11 protein-coding genes are annotated in these 16,442 nt (G+C 52.1%); all 11 read right to left on the reverse strand.

The genetic code is table 11. The features are described from left to right. Positions 1–18 precede the first annotated feature (18 nt). A complete protein-coding gene (locus PAT3040_RS30010; RefSeq protein WP_108995575.1) occupies positions 19–1,059 on the reverse strand; it encodes a Gfo/Idh/MocA family protein in 1,041 nt (346 codons plus the stop codon). Further along, positions 1,059–1,787 (reverse strand): ThuA domain-containing protein, encoded by a 729-nt coding sequence (locus PAT3040_RS30015; RefSeq protein WP_108995576.1) that lies wholly within the window; start codon positions 1,785–1,787, stop codon positions 1,059–1,061. The genes PAT3040_RS30010 and PAT3040_RS30015 overlap by 1 nt, the downstream gene beginning before the upstream one ends. 135 nt (positions 1,788–1,922) lie before the next feature. Further along, positions 1,923–2,753 carry a sugar phosphate isomerase/epimerase family protein gene (locus PAT3040_RS30020; RefSeq protein WP_108995577.1) on the reverse strand — a complete coding sequence of 277 codons (831 nt, stop codon included), beginning with the start codon at positions 2,751–2,753 and terminating at the stop codon, positions 1,923–1,925. Positions 2,754–2,808: 55 nt separating this feature from the next. Further along, a complete protein-coding gene (locus tag PAT3040_RS30025) occupies positions 2,809–3,774 on the reverse strand; it encodes a Gfo/Idh/MocA family protein (RefSeq protein WP_108995578.1) in 966 nt (321 codons plus the stop codon). Positions 3,775–3,947: 173 nt separating this feature from the next. Beyond that, positions 3,948–4,742, reverse strand: a complete 795-nt coding sequence (locus PAT3040_RS30030) for a helix-turn-helix domain-containing protein (RefSeq protein ID WP_108995579.1) — start codon at positions 4,740–4,742, stop codon at positions 3,948–3,950. 121 nt (positions 4,743–4,863) lie between these two features. Further along, entirely contained in the window at positions 4,864–6,447 is a 1,584-nt protein-coding gene (locus PAT3040_RS30035) for an S-layer homology domain-containing protein (protein WP_108995580.1), read from the reverse strand. Between the two features lie 21 nt (positions 6,448–6,468). Further along, entirely contained in the window at positions 6,469–11,208 is a 4,740-nt protein-coding gene (locus PAT3040_RS30040; RefSeq protein ID WP_108995581.1) for a metallophosphoesterase, read from the reverse strand. 322 nt (positions 11,209–11,530) lie between these two features. Next, entirely contained in the window at positions 11,531–13,687 is a 2,157-nt protein-coding gene (locus PAT3040_RS30045) for a TIM-barrel domain-containing protein (RefSeq protein WP_108995582.1), read from the reverse strand. Continuing rightward, positions 13,680–14,660 carry a Gfo/Idh/MocA family protein gene (locus PAT3040_RS30050; RefSeq protein WP_108995583.1) on the reverse strand — a complete coding sequence of 327 codons (981 nt, stop codon included), beginning with the start codon at positions 14,658–14,660 and terminating at the stop codon, positions 13,680–13,682. Before PAT3040_RS30050 ends, PAT3040_RS30045 begins: the two co-directional genes overlap by 8 nt. 153 nt (positions 14,661–14,813) lie before the next feature. Beyond that, the gene (locus PAT3040_RS30055; protein ID WP_108995584.1) at positions 14,814–15,200 is read right to left on the reverse strand and encodes a cupin domain-containing protein; all 387 of its coding nucleotides are present in this window, start codon (positions 15,198–15,200) and stop codon (positions 14,814–14,816) included. Positions 15,201–15,268: 68 nt separating this feature from the next. After that, the gene (locus tag PAT3040_RS30060; protein WP_108995585.1) at positions 15,269–16,273 is read right to left on the reverse strand and encodes an aldo/keto reductase; all 1,005 of its coding nucleotides are present in this window, start codon (positions 16,271–16,273) and stop codon (positions 15,269–15,271) included. Positions 16,274–16,442: the final 169 nt, after the last annotated feature.

Genomic DNA, 16,442 nt, shown 5'->3' on the forward strand with positions numbered 1-16,442 from the left:
GCGTATCCAACTCCGGCTCTACAGCCGGATCTCCCGCCCGTGTTCGGCGGACTCGTAGATCGCCGATAGAATCTTGATCATATCGACGCCTTGCTCCGGTACAAAAATCGGCGTTTCGCGGCCGAGCACGCATTCAACGAAGTGACGAATGTTCGCCGTATGTTGAGGAATTGCCGAACCCGGAAATGTCGGCTTCTGATCGATAAGCGCGCCTGCGGATTCCGTAAAGAGAGTCAGCTTGTCATTCGTGAGATTGAGACCGCCCTTGGTGCCTCTCCACTCGAGAAACTTCTGTTCTTCCGCAATGTTTGACGCCCAACTGAATTCGATCTGAAGCGTTGCTCCGTTATCGGAGCGGATGAAGCCAGTGGCCAAATCCTCTACGTCGAATGTACCTTCCGGGATCCGACCCGACGCGTCCGGCTGATCCGCAAACTTGCGGTACGTCGCACCCGATACCGCGACAGGTTTCGGATTGCCGCTCAGCCACATCGCGAGATCAATCATATGCACGCCAAGGTCGATCAATGGACCTCCACCGGACAGCTCCTTTGTTGTGAACCAGCCGCCGCGCCCCGGGATACCTCGGCGTCGAATCCAGCCGCAACGCCCCGTGTACAGCTCTCCGAGCTCGCCTTGCTCGATGATTCTCTTCGCGAACTGCGCTTCCTCGCTAAATCGGTTGTTGCGCATCGTCATCAACAGCTTGCCCGAAGCTTTGGCGGCATCCGCCATCTTTTGCGCTTCGACCGGATTTACCGCATCCGGTTTCTCGCAAAATACATGTTTGCCTTTCTGTAACGCCGCGATGGCAATCTCCGAATGATACAGGTTAGGTGTGCTGATTCCGACGACATCAATGGAAGGATCGGCCAGGAGCTCCCGGTAATCATCGTAGACCTTCGCATCGGGAAAGTCCTTTGCCGCCGCTTCTGCCGAAGCGCGCAGCGAGTCGCAGAAGGCGACAATTTCAACTTCCTTATGCGACAACCATCCCGGAAGATGCGCCCACTTATAAATTCCGCCGGTGCCGACTACGCCTACTTTTAGCACCGTCATTATTGCCCCTTAATGATCTCTAGCGGCTTGGCATTGCCATAGACCGGATAATCACGCTGCACGGGCGCCGCCCACTTTACGGCATTGGAGATCACCTTGCGCACTTGCGGGTTGTAGTAAGTCGGATACGTCTCGTGCCCCGGCCGGAAGTAGAACACCTTGCCCGCCCCGCGCGTATAACAACAACCGCTGCGGAACACTTCTCCGCCTTCGAACCAACTCACCAAAACAAGCTCGTCCGGCTCCGGTATATCGAAGTGTTCGCCATACATCTCTTCCTGCGGAAGTTCAATGTATTCGCCGATGCCCTCCACGATCGGGTGGCCAGGCTTAACAACCCAGATCCGTTCCTTCTCGTCCGCTTCCCTCCATTTTAAATCGCAGGAGGTACCCATAAGCTTTTTGAATATTTTGGAGAAATGACCCGAATGCAAAACAATCAGTCCCATTCCCTTGAGTACGCGGTCATACACTCTATTGACAATTTCGTCCTGCACCTCGCCGTGCGCCGTATGCGCCCACCAGATAAGCACATCCGTCCGTTCCAGCACTTCGTGAGTCAAACCATGTTCCTCGTCGTCCAATGTAGCGATTGTAATCTCGCCTGCCACGTCCAAGCCCTGGGCAATTGCAGTATGCATGCCCTCTGGATAAACAGAAGCTACCTTCTCATTTTTTTTCTCATGACGGTATTCGTTCCATACGGTTACATGAATATGCTGGCTCATTCGTCTAATCTCCCCTTTGATCAACTTCCTCTCCATTTTAATAGAGGAACGATCTCCGTTCGATTACCGAATCTATTTAATTTATACGGTATTCTGTCATGATCTTTATCCAATTTCGGGGCTATATTACGATACCTATCGGGCTTCCCCGTCAATGATGCAAGCGATCTGCCGCGCAGTATCATACACGGCCTGCAGAGCGTTGCCGGCATAGGGACTGATCTCTGCGGTCAGCGACTCGCTGTAGCTAATCTCCTGCAGCGCGGTGCGCACAGCCGACCAATTGACATCGCCGGCCAGAAGCGGCACGAAACCGCCAAACGTGCCGACGGCAGGTCTGAAGTCCTTGACATGCACACGGAAAATGCGCTGACCGAGAATACGAATCCACTGCTCGGGATAGCCATATTTTAATACGTTGCCCACATCGAAATAAACGCCAATATGTGACGATTGCAGCTCATCCACATAACGGGCCATCTCCAGCGGAGACAGCAGGAAATTATTCCAGACATTTTCCACGCCTATCCGCACGCCGCGTGCCTCGGCTGCCTTGGACAACAGATTCAGCTCAGCCTGACTTCGTTCGTAACAAGCGTCATAACTCGTTTCCGGATCTACCTTGCCGGGTACGACCAGCACCGTATCAATCTCCAGCGCCTCGGCCAGCTCCAGCTGTTTGGAGATGACTTCGCGACCCTGTGCCCGCACCTCGGCATCCGCCGACGACAACGGACAGCCCCATAACAATCCGGTGGATAGGCTGCGCAGCTTGATGCCGTGCGCTTCCGCATGACGCCTGATTGCCTTTGCTTCTTCCGGAGTCGTGTCTGTCGTCAAACCGACATTGCCTGGCTCATATAAATTAAGCTCTACCGTGTCAAAGCCCGCCTTCCGGCTGACGGCAAATACTTCCTCCAGCGGTGTCTGGTTCGGAAAACACCATTGATTGACGCCCTTCAACATACGCAGTCATCGCTCCTTTTTTATATCTGCATTTGTCCTTTTCGAATACCGCCCCTTACAGAGCGACCGCTTTTCCCGATTCCGCCGATTCGTTAGCAGCGAGCGTGACGCGCAGCGTCTCTACCGCCTCGGCATAATCGCCCAGCACCAGATCTTGACGCTTGGCTGCAACCGCCTCGACGAATGCCTTATTCTGCAAATAATAGAAGTCATCGCGCGAAACCTCCGTGATGTTCTGCTCGGCGTCGATAATTTTTAAAGTATTGCCGTTAACCGACAGGTAGAAATCCAGTCCAAAAAACTCTACCTCGCCTCGATTGAAATGATTGGACAAGCAGGTGCTTGTAATATTGCCCACCCCTCCGGACGCCAGGACGAACGAGACCGCCCCCACATCATAAGCGGTTGCCTCAGGATCGGTCTGCTTAATATGAGTTTGCGCATGGAAAGCGTGAACAGAAGTAATTTCTCCCGCCAAATAGCGAACCAAATCGAGTTGATGCGTCGACTGCTCGACAAGCTGGCCGCCGGACATCTCCATGCGCGTCCACCATGCCATCGGCGGCTTTCCGCCGATCCGATAGGCTTGCACGAGGGAAATTTTTTTATCCTGCAAATAAGCTTTGGCCTTCTGCACAATATCCAGATAACGCAGGCAATAACCAGAGGAATGAACGACACCTGAGCCAAGGATCTGCGCCTCCCATTCCTTCGCCTGCTCCATGTTTAGCGCTACCGGTTTTTCGGCCAGCACGGCGATTCCTTTTTGCGCGGCCAATACTTCCGCCCCGTCGCGTGCAAAAGGCGGCGAGCAGACAAATACGGCATCTACCTGGCCAGAATCGAGCAGTTGCTCCACGCTTGCGTACGACGCCGCCTCATACTTGTCTGCGATCTCTGCCGCTCTATTCGGATTGACATCAAAGATTGCGGTAATCTTGGCCGTATGGATGCGTTGAAGTGTGTTCATATGGTGCTCGGCGATACCTCCTGCACCGATAAAACCGATTCTAACTGTCATGTGTAAACTCTCCTCCTGGTTATCATCCTTCGACGGGCAACTGCTAACCGTCTCTATGGATCAGCATAGAATATATGAATCAGGCTGTAGTTATCGAAAACGCTCAATTATTTACACAAAAAAACAGGCATCCCCTCCCGAAATTAGGGAAGGATGCCTGCTTTGAAGGGATTTCAACCGAAATTGATCTGCTGGGTTTTGCGCCATTGAGACGGGGACATGCCCTCAAGCTTACGAAACCATTGCGAAAAAGAATGCAGCCGCTCGAAGCCGATCTGACGGGCGATCTCATTAAGCTCCTTGTCCGAGGAATTTAGCAGCCATTTGGCTTCGGCCATACGGCATTGCTGCTGATAACGCTTCGGGCTCATATGGTAGACCTGCTCGAACAAACGCCGGAATCCGCTCTCGGCCATTCCCGCCAGCTGCGCCAGATCCGAAATCTGCAGTCCCTTGTCCAGATTCTCGCGGATAAAATCGGCGGCTTTGGCAATCGAGATCGGCTGTTGCCCGGTTTGCGAATGCTCAAGCAGAAACAAGAGCAGCACTTCGATCCAGGCGCGATATGCGCGGGCCGTCTCCTGGAGCGGTGTGGAGAACAAGCGCAGCCATTCGCGGAACAGCGCCTCAAAGCGCTCTTTGTCCAGACGGGACAACCGGAAGATTCGCGGCTCTCCGTTGATGCGAAATCGATTTAACAGCTCGACGACCGCAGGCGGGCAATGCTCCAGTTGGATCAGGCCAAAGCGATTGCGGCCCATTCCTTCGAAGCGATGCGGGAGATCGGGCGGCACGATGATGGTATGGCCAGTCTCCAGATCGCTTCTGCCCTGCAGCCATTCCACCGCTCCGCTACCTTCCAACAGGATAGTGATCTCCAGAGAAGGATGAACGTGAAAGCCTTCATCCGCCCAACTTTGATCCGCATTACCGATAAAGCTGCGCGCCTGCATATCTTTCTCCATCATCGCTTACCCTCCTGCCGCTAATTCGGATCTCCACAACTATATACATGTTATGACGCCCCGATTTTGCGGTCAAGCGGTAAATGCTTTTCGAATGCAACACTGATTCTATAAATGATTCTACTTACTTTGACATCAGATTAAACAGGATCTGCGCAGCCTCTGCTCTTGCTGCTGTTGCCTTCGGATTTAAACGTTTTCCGTATCCTTCAACAATACCGTTAGCTACAAACAATTCGAGGACATCTTTGGCGTAGTCGGATATGTCGTCGGCATCCATGAAACTCCCAATAGTTTTCCCGTTTGTACCTGCGGGAAGTTCATCCATCTGTTGCAGCACATTGTACAAGATTACAAACATATCCTCACGGCTGATTGACAATTCTGGCGCGTACCGATTGTCGCCCATGCCTGATACCAATCCGAGACGTTTCGCCGTTCCGAGATAGTTGGTGTAGTACGTATTCCCTGAATCAGAGAAATTATCGGTCGCGCTTTTATCAGGAACTATACCGTAGGTATTCATCACCATGATAAGGAAATCGGCGCGCGTCACATTATTTTCCGGCTTAAACCTGCCGCCTCCCACACCGTTCAATATGCCTCTGGCCGACATAAAACCGATAGCTTCCTCGTACCACGCATTTGCCGAAACATCGGTGAAATTCACTTCATTATAACCTACAGCATATTTAGAGAAATGGTTGACCGTAAATCTGACCGTCGCCGACAATGGATCGTATTTCCCACGTACGGGTACAGGTTGTCCCCCGTTGTCCAGGTAGTAGACTACAATCGAGTTCTCCTTCTCGCCTTTACCCGGAATATACGGAAGGGTGATTTCCGCCTTGCCGCCGTTAAATTCAGAAATTTGCATATCGCCTGACCGGATAGAGAAGTCATACACCGGCCTGTCTCCGATCTTGCTCCGAATCTCTTCGTTAAATGCCGCATTCTCCACTCTGCCGATACTAATTGTAATTGTCTCTGCCCCCGCCGAGCTGTTAATGGAACCCATTGCTTTGTTGTCGAACAGTATGGTTCCGATTCCGGCATCTACCTTCAACGATGCATGTGTATTATCCGCTACCTGCTTAAAGAAACTTCTCGGAATTTCCACATCGATTGATACAACATCTTTTGCTGATTCTACTTTGAATTCAAGCACCGCTTTTTGACCGGAAGCTTCGGCCTCTTGAGCCCGGCTAACGAGAGAAGCAACCGTATCCGCCCCAATCCGAACGGCAGCAGTGCCTGAAGCCAAATCCTTTTTTGCCGTTAACGCTGCCGACACAACGGTCATATCACCATCCGTTACAATCGAAATTTCAGCGGAAGGCGCCGGCGCTGGCGGCATTGAAGCAACTTTTTCATTTATCGAACCGGATCCCGCAAGCTTGCCATCCGGCCGGTTTATAAACACGACGTAATCTTCTGGTTTTTCCAAGATGCCCGTTGTGACGGAAGCGGATAGATATCCGCTTCCGTCTGCTATCGCTTGACTCATAGCCTTGATGCTTGAGTCGGACTGGTCAACTACTCTAACGGTGTAATTGACATGTACGGAGAAGTCGGTGCCGATTACATTTACGACACCATTATTATAAGTCGCTTCTACGCCTGGTTGATTGGCTGCCGCTGCCAAACCATTGAATTGCAGTGCCCCTGCGAAAACGGCAAGCATGACAGCTATGATTAGTTTGTTCATCTATGTTCTCCTTGGCCCGGCTTAGTTTGTACTGCCGTATGCGTAGACCTGAACGTTCATGTCTTCACCGACAAGATCCGGCATGCCGCTTACAAGCCACGCATCAACCTTTGTTTCTGATTTTTGATAGGATACGGTCGTTTTCGCGCTTGTCGCGGCTACCATGACTACCGAAACTTTCGCGTTTACTCCTGTTCCTTCGGTGAATTGAATAATAAGATATTTTCCGGACCATTCCTGTCCACCGCCGATATGAATATCTCTTGTGTAGCCGGCTCCTCCCGCTTGTTGTTCACCGATAGCGAGAGTAAAAACCGAATATGCCGGAACAATTACGGTGGCTTCGGCACCTGCGTTGTAACCTTCTTTGGCAGCATATCTTATTTGATAAGTTCCGGGAGTCAGGCCGGTAATTTCGTTTCCGGTTGCCGCTGTCCAATTTGTTCCGGCTGCACGCCTGTACTCCATTTCGGCCGAAGTGCCTGTAATTTTACCGTCGTTGTTCTCGGACGAAGTCGGGGCTGCGCCTGACAGGCCGGCTGGCGCTTCCTGATCCAGCGTCACTGTTCTCTTAATCGTGTAAGTATCATACAGGTACGGCATTTTTGTAATTTGTTGACTCGTCTGGTCATACTTGAACAAATAAGTATTAAAGGTTACGGAATCTGGCGTCACTGCAACGGTCACATATGCGGTTTCTTTGGCGACATCGCTCTGCGGCCCAAACACATTTAACGGATCGCCTGCTGGCTTGGCAGAGTTAACATCCAAGAACTTATAATCGGGCGTCAGGGGGTCGCCGGTCGAAATCGTATAATTTTTAGTACCGTACCATTTTAAGCCGCCGGCTGTAAGAGCCTGAATATAAAACGGTGCATGATCCGGCTGCTGGGCCATTGTCTGATCAAGCATTTCCGGATTTGCATTGGCGCCGTCCGCGGTTACGAATCCTCTCGAAAACACATGATCATGCCCCTGCATCACGATATCAATATCCAGCTCTGCGAATATGGGTGACCAATACTTTCTTAAATCAATGATGTCGGCATCTGTAATGTGGCTGGCCCCTGTATATATAGCCTTGTGCATGCCAACAAAAATCCACTGTCCATTCTCTTTTGCTTTTGCCGCCTCTGATCTTAATAATGTTTCTTGAGCCGCTTTTTGCTCTGCAGTAATGTTCTGGGTGTTAAGCATCACGAATTTGGCGGGACCGTAATCAAAGGCATAGGCTCCCCCGGATTGATCCGGTACGTTTATATGCCCATTAAATGCTGCATTATCGTGATTGCCTTGTACGACAGAGATCAGATTATTTTTCAGGAAATCCGTTCCTGCAGTCGGGTATGCGCCGCCGTTATTAAAAAACAATTCCCATTGTGTCTCATTGGCAGCCGTATCGGTCAAGTCTCCTCCAATATAAGTGAATGAAGAATCCGATATTTTTTTCAACTCATCGAATACGGCTCCTGCCGCAACTGAGTTTACCGCGTTGCTGATTTGCGGATCGGTAATAAAGTTGAATTTAAAGCTGTCTCCGTTCCCGGCTTCAGGCGCTGTTGTAAATGTTCCTGTAAGCGTGTTAGCGCCTTCTCCTGCCGTATACGAATATGATGTGCCTGGAGTCAGTCCTGTTACTTCTACTTTGTGAAAATACCTTCCGCCCGCGCCCAGCGCGCCAGTCCCATTAAATTCGGTCGGTTGACTTTCACCGGTTTTGTTCACTTTGAGAACAGCGTTGGTTTGCTTATTGGTTGTCCAGGCAAAATTTACGCCGGTCGATGCATCTGAGCCTATATGCATGGTAAGCTGTCGCGGTACATAGTCCGGATCCTGAACCCCGGCTTGCCATACTGTAACTTTGCTGGCGGCAAACATACCGCCCTGTGCGGTGGCGACGATATATGCTTCTCCATGGCCGACTGCGGTAACTTTGCCATTCGTGTCAACCGTTGCAATCGATTCATCGCTGGATGACCATTGTACCGTTTTGGCCTTGTCGCTTGTATTGCTTGCAAGGGTAGCCGCAAGCGTGACTTCCTCGGATGACTGTAACGTTACAGCATTCCTGTCCAGAGTCATCGTACTGGAATAGGTCGTATTGACATCATCCTCCGATTGAATGAAACTATCCAGAAGTACGCCTTCATAAGAGACGGACTGTACATGGATTTTTCCGTCTTTCAAAAGATCGACGATTGCAAAATGACTGACGCCCATTGCTTCCGGGTACGTGACAACACCTTTATATTCGTTCGATGTTCCATTGGTACCCGCCCCGAATCCGCCAACATGAATTTGATAGATCTGTTTATCGAAATTGTATGCCTTGCCATTGATCGTCTCGTTGAATTGATGATTAATCAATCTTCTTGCATACAAATGTTCATGGCCGACGAAAACGATCGGATTGGGCGCAGTTTCGATCAGTTCCCATAACTCATTCCTGGCCGCCCTGTTTCTCTCTTGCGCATTCCCGCTTTTCCATATCGAAAACGCCGGCTCATGGAAAATAAATATTGTACTTTTTTTAGCGCCGTTTATATGGTCTTTCACAAAATCATATTGCTTATTGATGACCGCATGTTCTTCCCGCGGATGACTTGTATTCAATCCGAATATACGTGTGTCTCCGATATCATAATACCAGACGCTATTGTTATATCCGTCAAGGAACACAATATCTTCTCTTGACGTAAATTCAGGGAACTTGGCGGCAAAGCCTGCTTCGAGATCGCTGCTTCCCTTGATTTCATGGTTGCCTGGGATGGTCAGGAACATATCTATTGGAAAATATTTTGTAAAACGCGCTCTGAAATTGTCCAGCTGAGTATTTTGTTCTTCCACATTGCGGCTCATCGATCCGGATACCAGATCGCCGCCTCCGATAATGAACTCCGGTTGTATATCCAAAGTTTTTATTTGAGCCAATACAGCTTCAAGCCTTGGACCCGTTCCATCATCGGTGCCGTTTAAAAGCCCATTATCGGTACCCTGGGAATCGCTTGAGAATACAAATCTATGAGCAATATCGTTCGGATCTATCTGGATAGGCGTAACAGGTTGAGTCGGATTAGGACTGCCGTAGCTTACGCTTATTATTGGAGATACAATTTTGATATTGCCGCTTGCAGGGAAGTAGGATACGGTCGCTCCAAAATTTTTTATGAAACCGGCCGGCACCATGAGCGACGAATTGTTACCCGCAATGCTTTCAAGTCTGCCGTTCGCATCGTCAAGCGCCTTTACAGCACCATTTAAATTAAAAGTGCTGCTTCCAAGCTTCAAGGTCGCCACATTTTTGGCTTGTCTGATTGTTGCTGTTTGCGTCTTTCCGTCCCACGCAACGCTTGCGCCAATTTTATCCATCACGTCGATGAGAGGGATATAAGGGGTTCCATTTACAAGAACCGGCTTATTTTTAATGGTATAGGCAGTCGTATTGAAACTACTATTGGCTTTCATCGTTTCATGGTTGACGTTTAGAAGGATGCTATACATGCCGGCGTGGCTCTCAATATCGCCGTCTTGCTCGCCGCTTCCAGGCGGCAGCGGTTCGGGCGTTCCTTCCAGCTCCGTCATCGGAACAATTTCAACATCATAACTCGTATTTGAGGCAGGACTCACTCTTTGATTTGCTTTCGGATCGCCGTCGGTATAAATCTCTTTCACAACAACATCATTATTTGTAATGGCGATATTGTCGTAATAAGCCGTAAACGTCTCCCCATCATTGTGGGAAGATTTATCGATTCCAACCGTGAAATCTCTAAGTGTCGTTCCAACAGCCGATTCCGGTATTTTCAGCTTTCTATGATACCACTTTCCGTAAGCTTTGCTGGAGATATCCGTGCTGGGAATACCCAGATAACCGTCCTGATCCACCCACTCGCCAGCTTTAAATTGTTCTCTGAACTTAAAGTCCGATGTCACCGGGCTACCGGTTGTATATATTTCCACTCCGCCCAGACCGGAGACGCTATTGAACAAAAACACATCGTATTCGACGTAATCACCGGGTTTGAATACATAGCTGTCCTTATTGATGCTCCACCAATAATTTCCGCCTTTAGAATTCGCGGTAAAGGTAACCTTTAAGGAGGTGCCGCCTTCGTTTCCAGGTTCGCCGCCTGATGTTCCTTTTACATCTCCAATAATGACAATATCATCAATATAGGTCAGGCCGCCTGACGACAACGTATTGGAAGGATTCGCCGCCTGTCCGTCTTGTGACACGACCCATCTAATATCCAGATTCGCAACGTCGGCGGCGGCAGACGGAAGGATTACCTCACTCCGTACTCCGGCCGTCCAGTTGTTTTTAACTTCATATTGATCCCCAACATCTTTCCAGTTTTCCTCATCTACGCGATATTGCAATGTAAAATACTGAGGACCTGTATTGGATGAACGCTGTTTTGACGATAATCTGATATTTTCGTATCCCAGCGTAGAGATGGTTGTCGTAAATCCTTTTTGACCTACGGTTGACGCACTGAATCCTTTTGCGCCGAAGTTTGGGCTCTCATGGCCTGCCGGGGTGCTCACTCCAACAGCGTCGGCATTCGTTTCGATAGTCGCCTGGCTGTTTGCTTCCACAGCCTGATCCGGCTGTCTCGTTGTATCCTTGTCAAACGACCATTGTGCCAATAGTTGATTCTGGCTATCTTCCTGTGCATCAACTGTAAGATTTTCAGGCAAAATGGAAACCAATAACATGATAACTAGCAAGGCCGTTAGCATTCTATTTAATAATTTCAACGTTTGTCATCTCCTGCTCAATGAAATTTAAATTCTACTGATTTTATGTTATAAAAAAATTCCTCACATGAAAGATACAATCACCTCATTTACAAAATAAGTTCTATTTCAAACAATCGTTCATATTTTATTACCATTTTGTTATGTGAATATCATTTCATTCTTGATGATATGTAAATTACAATTCGTATTATTTTCATTATCTTTCGCAATTTGAAAGGCATTTTGTACGGGCACGGCAGGCAAATATTAGCATGAAATAGAGCAAGAGGCTGTCCAAAATGGACAGCCCCTGATTACAACATCAATATGAAACTAATGCTCATTTTTCAAGCGAGGTTTGGCGCAGATGCCAGATTATGCGGCAATAAGAGGGAGGAAGCTCCCCTGCGCCTTCGAGCCGGCCGCACAGTACCCCGGCTCCGTCGGGAACAACAGAGACGCGATGCCAGCTTCCTCCGCCTCTCTCATAATCAAATGTTTCGCCATCGTCATCGTAAAGCATGCACATTCCCGGCGCATCGCCAAAATGGACCAAATGCAGCTCCGTCTTCGCGCCGTTCGCCGGCACATGCGACAACGGCGGCATCATCGGAATGATCGCACCTTCCCTGACAAACACCGGAATATGCTCCACACCGGACGCGACGCGAATAATTCCTCCGCCGATATAACGTATGCCGGACTCCAATCCGTACCATACGCCCTCCGGCAGCAGCACTTCCCGCTCCGACTCTCCCTCGACAAGCGGAGCAACAACCATATCGTTGCCATACATATATTGATCATCCCATTCCTTCGCCCTGCGTTTGCCATATGCTCCTGCAGTCGTGTCCAGCGCTCCGGCACCTTCTCCGCTCGCGGCGGCGAGTTGCTCGGGAGGTATTTCGAAGCTCATCGCGCGGATCGGCGGAATTCCCTTCTCCCGATATTCCGCGAATGCGGTGTAAAGATAGGGAAGCAACCGCATCCGAAGCCGGATATAATGGCGCACGACGCCTTCAACTTCGGGGAAGCTCCACGGCTTCGTGCCATCTCCCCATGCGTTAAGCATCGCAAGCGGCGAGAAACATACGGTCTGCATTCGCCTCGCCCAATCCTCGGCATTGCGCGCTTTCCGCACTTCGGGCGTCCAGAGCAGCCCGCAATAAGAGGCGTTGCAGAGCGCCCTGATGAACTGCTTGTGATCATACAGGTCCGAATAAAGCGCATAAGGCAGCGATGAAGCGCCGGCGCCGGACGCCCGGACAAGCCCGTAAGTCCTTCGATTTTCGGCGCGGTAAAGGTCATAGGTCATTTTCTGGAACATCAGGCCGTAGAGCTGGCGCATGCTCTCGCCGTCAAGCCCGGACGGGAAGCGCGCGTGGTCCGGGAACATCCAAGCGTTGTTAGTAAGCTCGCTGCCGTCGCACTCGTCCAGCTTGTAGCCGGCTACGCCAAACGAGACATGTTCCCGCAGATGATGTTCCTTATACACCGCACTTGCTTCGGTCAGCGCATAGTCGGGAGCAATGCCGCCCCATACCGTATGAGAGCCGGACATTGGACGAAGCTTCGAGTACATGCCGCTGTCCGGCGACAAGTAGGGATGCTCCCACAGATTGATGCGGAAGCCCGCTTCTCCCATCCGCCGCACGAATGATGGCGGATCGGGAAAACGCCCGCCGTCCCATTCGCCTGTAACGGGATAACTGCGGCTATGCCAGCCCGGCTCCAGCCCGATCACATCGCAAGGAACATCCCGCTCCCGGTATTCCAGCGCTTCCCGCAACGCCTCCTCGTCGGTATGGAGCGTCGGCACGCGATGCCAGAAGCCGAGCCCCCACTTGGGCGGCAGCGCTCCGCCGCCGCAATACAAATTGTAGCGGGCCACTGCGTCGCGTAATTTCGGCCCGCCGAATACATAGAGGAATGCGCCATCAGACGGCAGCTTGATTTCCACGCGCGGAGACGGCATCGTCGCCCTCCACTCCGGGTCAAGATTGCGATCCCGTATCCACTCCGTATCTGTATCCGATGTCAGCAGCGTCGAACCGAGATGCATCGTCACAATACGGGACGTATCCACCAGCACGCCGTACCCCTTATCGCTAACATAAAAAGGGACGGGAGCATGCGTTTCGCCCGTATCTTGTTTGGGGTCGCTGTTAACGCGCAGATAGCGAGTCCTGCCCCGTTGATTGGAACGTATAAACTGCAAGCCTGTGCCATACAACCGCTCTTGTCCATCAAGCGGCAGAACCAGCAGCTTGGCGTTATTGCCGCATTCCTCCACTGTAATATCGCTCCACCGAAACGGCGGCGGGGCCGCCTCCATAAGGCCGAGCGCCGCTATATCCGGCTCGGCTCCAATTAACGCCAGCGGCGAAAGCCCCTCCGGGCTGCCGATGCGGAGCCGCCATACGCCAGGCGCGACCTCCTTCCAACTCGTCGCGGCGTCAGAGGTTTGGTATTCGTACGCGTCATTCTCGTTAGACATGGCGCAACCCCTCCTTTGCCGGAAGCTCTATTGCTGTCCTCGTTCCGCTTTTGGCAGCCATATTCGTAAAATAGACAAGCGCCTGCGTCCGCAAGTAGTCGCCGGCGTTTGTCTCCGCTTCTCTGCCTTCTGCGAGAGAGGCAAGAAATTCGCCCAAGGCGTCGCTCTGCGGCATATCGTCAAAATCCGTGATCATCCTGACCTCATCGTCCAAATATACGGAAATGATGCCATTGTCGAGCAATAACACTCCCTTCGTTCCTTCTATACGCCAAACTCCGCACCACGGGGTCATCGGCCCTCGGGACACGATTGTCGCGGAATAATGGACCGGTATGCCCCCCTCCAGCTCAATAATCGCCATCGTCTGTAGCACGGCGCCTTCCTCATGCCATCCGCCGGATGGATTGAACATGCCAGCCTGAACAGCGATGCCTTCGCGTCCCGTCAAATATCGCAGCAGATCCAGATGGTGGACGCCAATATCGTCAAGCACCGATACCGCGTAATCGCGCTTAACCCGGTGATATCGCCGAAATGCAATATCGACCGTCGAAATTTCCCCGATCGCGCCTTCTTCCAGCAACGCCTTCAGCTTGCGGATGTAGGGGAAATGACGATAATTCTCCGCAATCATAAAAGGAATCCTCTCGCGTTCCGCCCTTGCCACGATTTCCATCGATTCCGCATAATCGAACGAAATCGGCTTCTCGCAAAGGACCGGCAGCCCCTGGTCGAAGGCCGCGTTGTTGACCGCCGTATGCGCGGCGGGCGGAGTAACATTAACAACAAAATCTGGCCGTTCGCTCTTAAGCGCCTCCTCCAGCGACGTATAAAAAGGGACGGGATCGTCTCCAAGCTTCGCCTGTCGCGCAGGGTCCTTTTCGACGACGGCCAGCAGAAGTCCCCTGCCGCGCAATCGCTTATACCAGCCCAATCCCGCTTCCCCTAGCCCTGCCAAAATAGCCTTCATATTTGTCCATCCTCCTTTGCGCAAAGCGTTATGCCGCCCTATCCGCCCGCACGCATGCAGCCCCGCCTCCCTCTTGCAAGGGAACACGGGGGCTGCAATGGCGGTGGTTTCAAGCCGTGTTCCGTTTCGAGCCTTGTACGGTCAAACCGATGCTTATCGAATGTCCTTCCGCTTCGCCGTCGCGTGCTGGCTTGGGTGGCATTCGGAACCGGCATGGCACCACAACGTCACAATAGGCTCCGTCTCGCTCGAGCAGAGGTGGTGATCTTCGCCAGGCTCAATGATAACGATATCTCCCGTCCGGACCTCATATCTCTCCCCATCAACTTCCATCACGCCGCGCCCCTGCAAAATGACAAACGCCTCCCTGTCGGCATGGACATGGATATCCTTGCCGCCTGGACCGTCGCTCGTATGACTCCGTTCCCCTGGAGCGGCGAACGCGAGCCCTCCCGAATAAAGATAATGCCCGGGCAGCAGGCCATTAAGAAAATGTCCGGTTTCCTCTGTCCGCAAATCATTCAACGATAGCCTGATCATTCGCCGCCTTCTCCTTTCATTGCCGGCTTGCCGCCGCTAACCTGCGTCGCCGCTTTCCTGTGCCGCCTCTATCCTGTGCCGCCGCCCAAAATATGATCGATTGCCCCGAGCTCCTCGTCCGTAAACGAGGCCTGGCTCAGAAACTTCGCAATATCGTCAATCTGCTCCGCTTTGCTCGCGCCGATCAGCGCGGAGGCGACGCGTCCCCGCCGCAACACCCAGGCCACCGCCATCTGCGCCAGACTTTGTCCTCGCTGCAGGGCAAGTTCCTGCAGCTTGCGCGACTTCGCGAGCTTCGCTTCGGTAATATCCTCGCGGCCCAGGAACACGCTGGCGCCCGCCGCCCGCGAGTCCGCCGGAATGCCGTCCAGGTAACGATCCGTCAGCAGCCCGCGAGCCAGGGGACTGTAAGCGATCGTGCCAACGCCGGCCTCCTCCAGCACATCCTGCAAGCCCTCCTCCAGCGTCCGCTCGTACATGGAATAGTGGCATTGATGGATCAGGCAAGGCGTCCCCAGCTCGCGCAAAATAGCGATGGCTTCCCGCGCTTGCACGGGTCCATAGTTGGAGATGCCGACATACAGCGCTTTCCCCTGGCGCACTGCCTGGTCCAGCGCCAGCATCGTTTCCTCCAGCGGCGTCTCCGAGTCGTATCTGTGCGAATAAAAAATATCGACATAATCCATATGAAGCCGCTCCAGACTCTGGTCGAGGCTTGCCAGCATGCTCTTGCGCGACCCTCGCTCGCCGTAAGGCCCCGGCCACATCCGATAGCCGGCTTTGGTAGCCACGATCATTTCGTCCCGGTAAGCGGCAAAATCCTGACGCCACAATTGCCCGAACGTCTCCTCGGCTGAGCCCGGCGGCGGCCCGTAATTGTTCGCCAGATCAAAGTGCGTAATGCCCAGGTCGAAGGCGCGGCGCAGCATAATTCTGCCATTCTCCACCGCATCCGCGCCGCCAAAATTATGCCACAGCCCAAGCGTTATCGCCGGCAGCTTCAGCCCGCTTCTGCCGCATCGGTTATACTTCATCGTCTCGTAACGCTCGCTTGACGCTGCGTAGTTGTTCATCTCAAACTTCCCCCCTCCGCGTATCACTGCTTTAAAGGTATCACCATGTTCCATGTGTCGGAAGCGTCCATAAAACCGTCGCTGCCGTTCGAGACGGCAGCGAACAAATGAGTCGGCTTGCCGTTCTGGAACAGCAGGAACGGCCGCTCCAGATTGCCCAGCGTCCGCA

The organism is Paenibacillus agaridevorans (assembly GCF_003112455.1).
Taxonomy (GTDB): Bacteria; Bacillota; Bacilli; order Paenibacillales; family Paenibacillaceae; genus Pristimantibacillus; species Pristimantibacillus agaridevorans.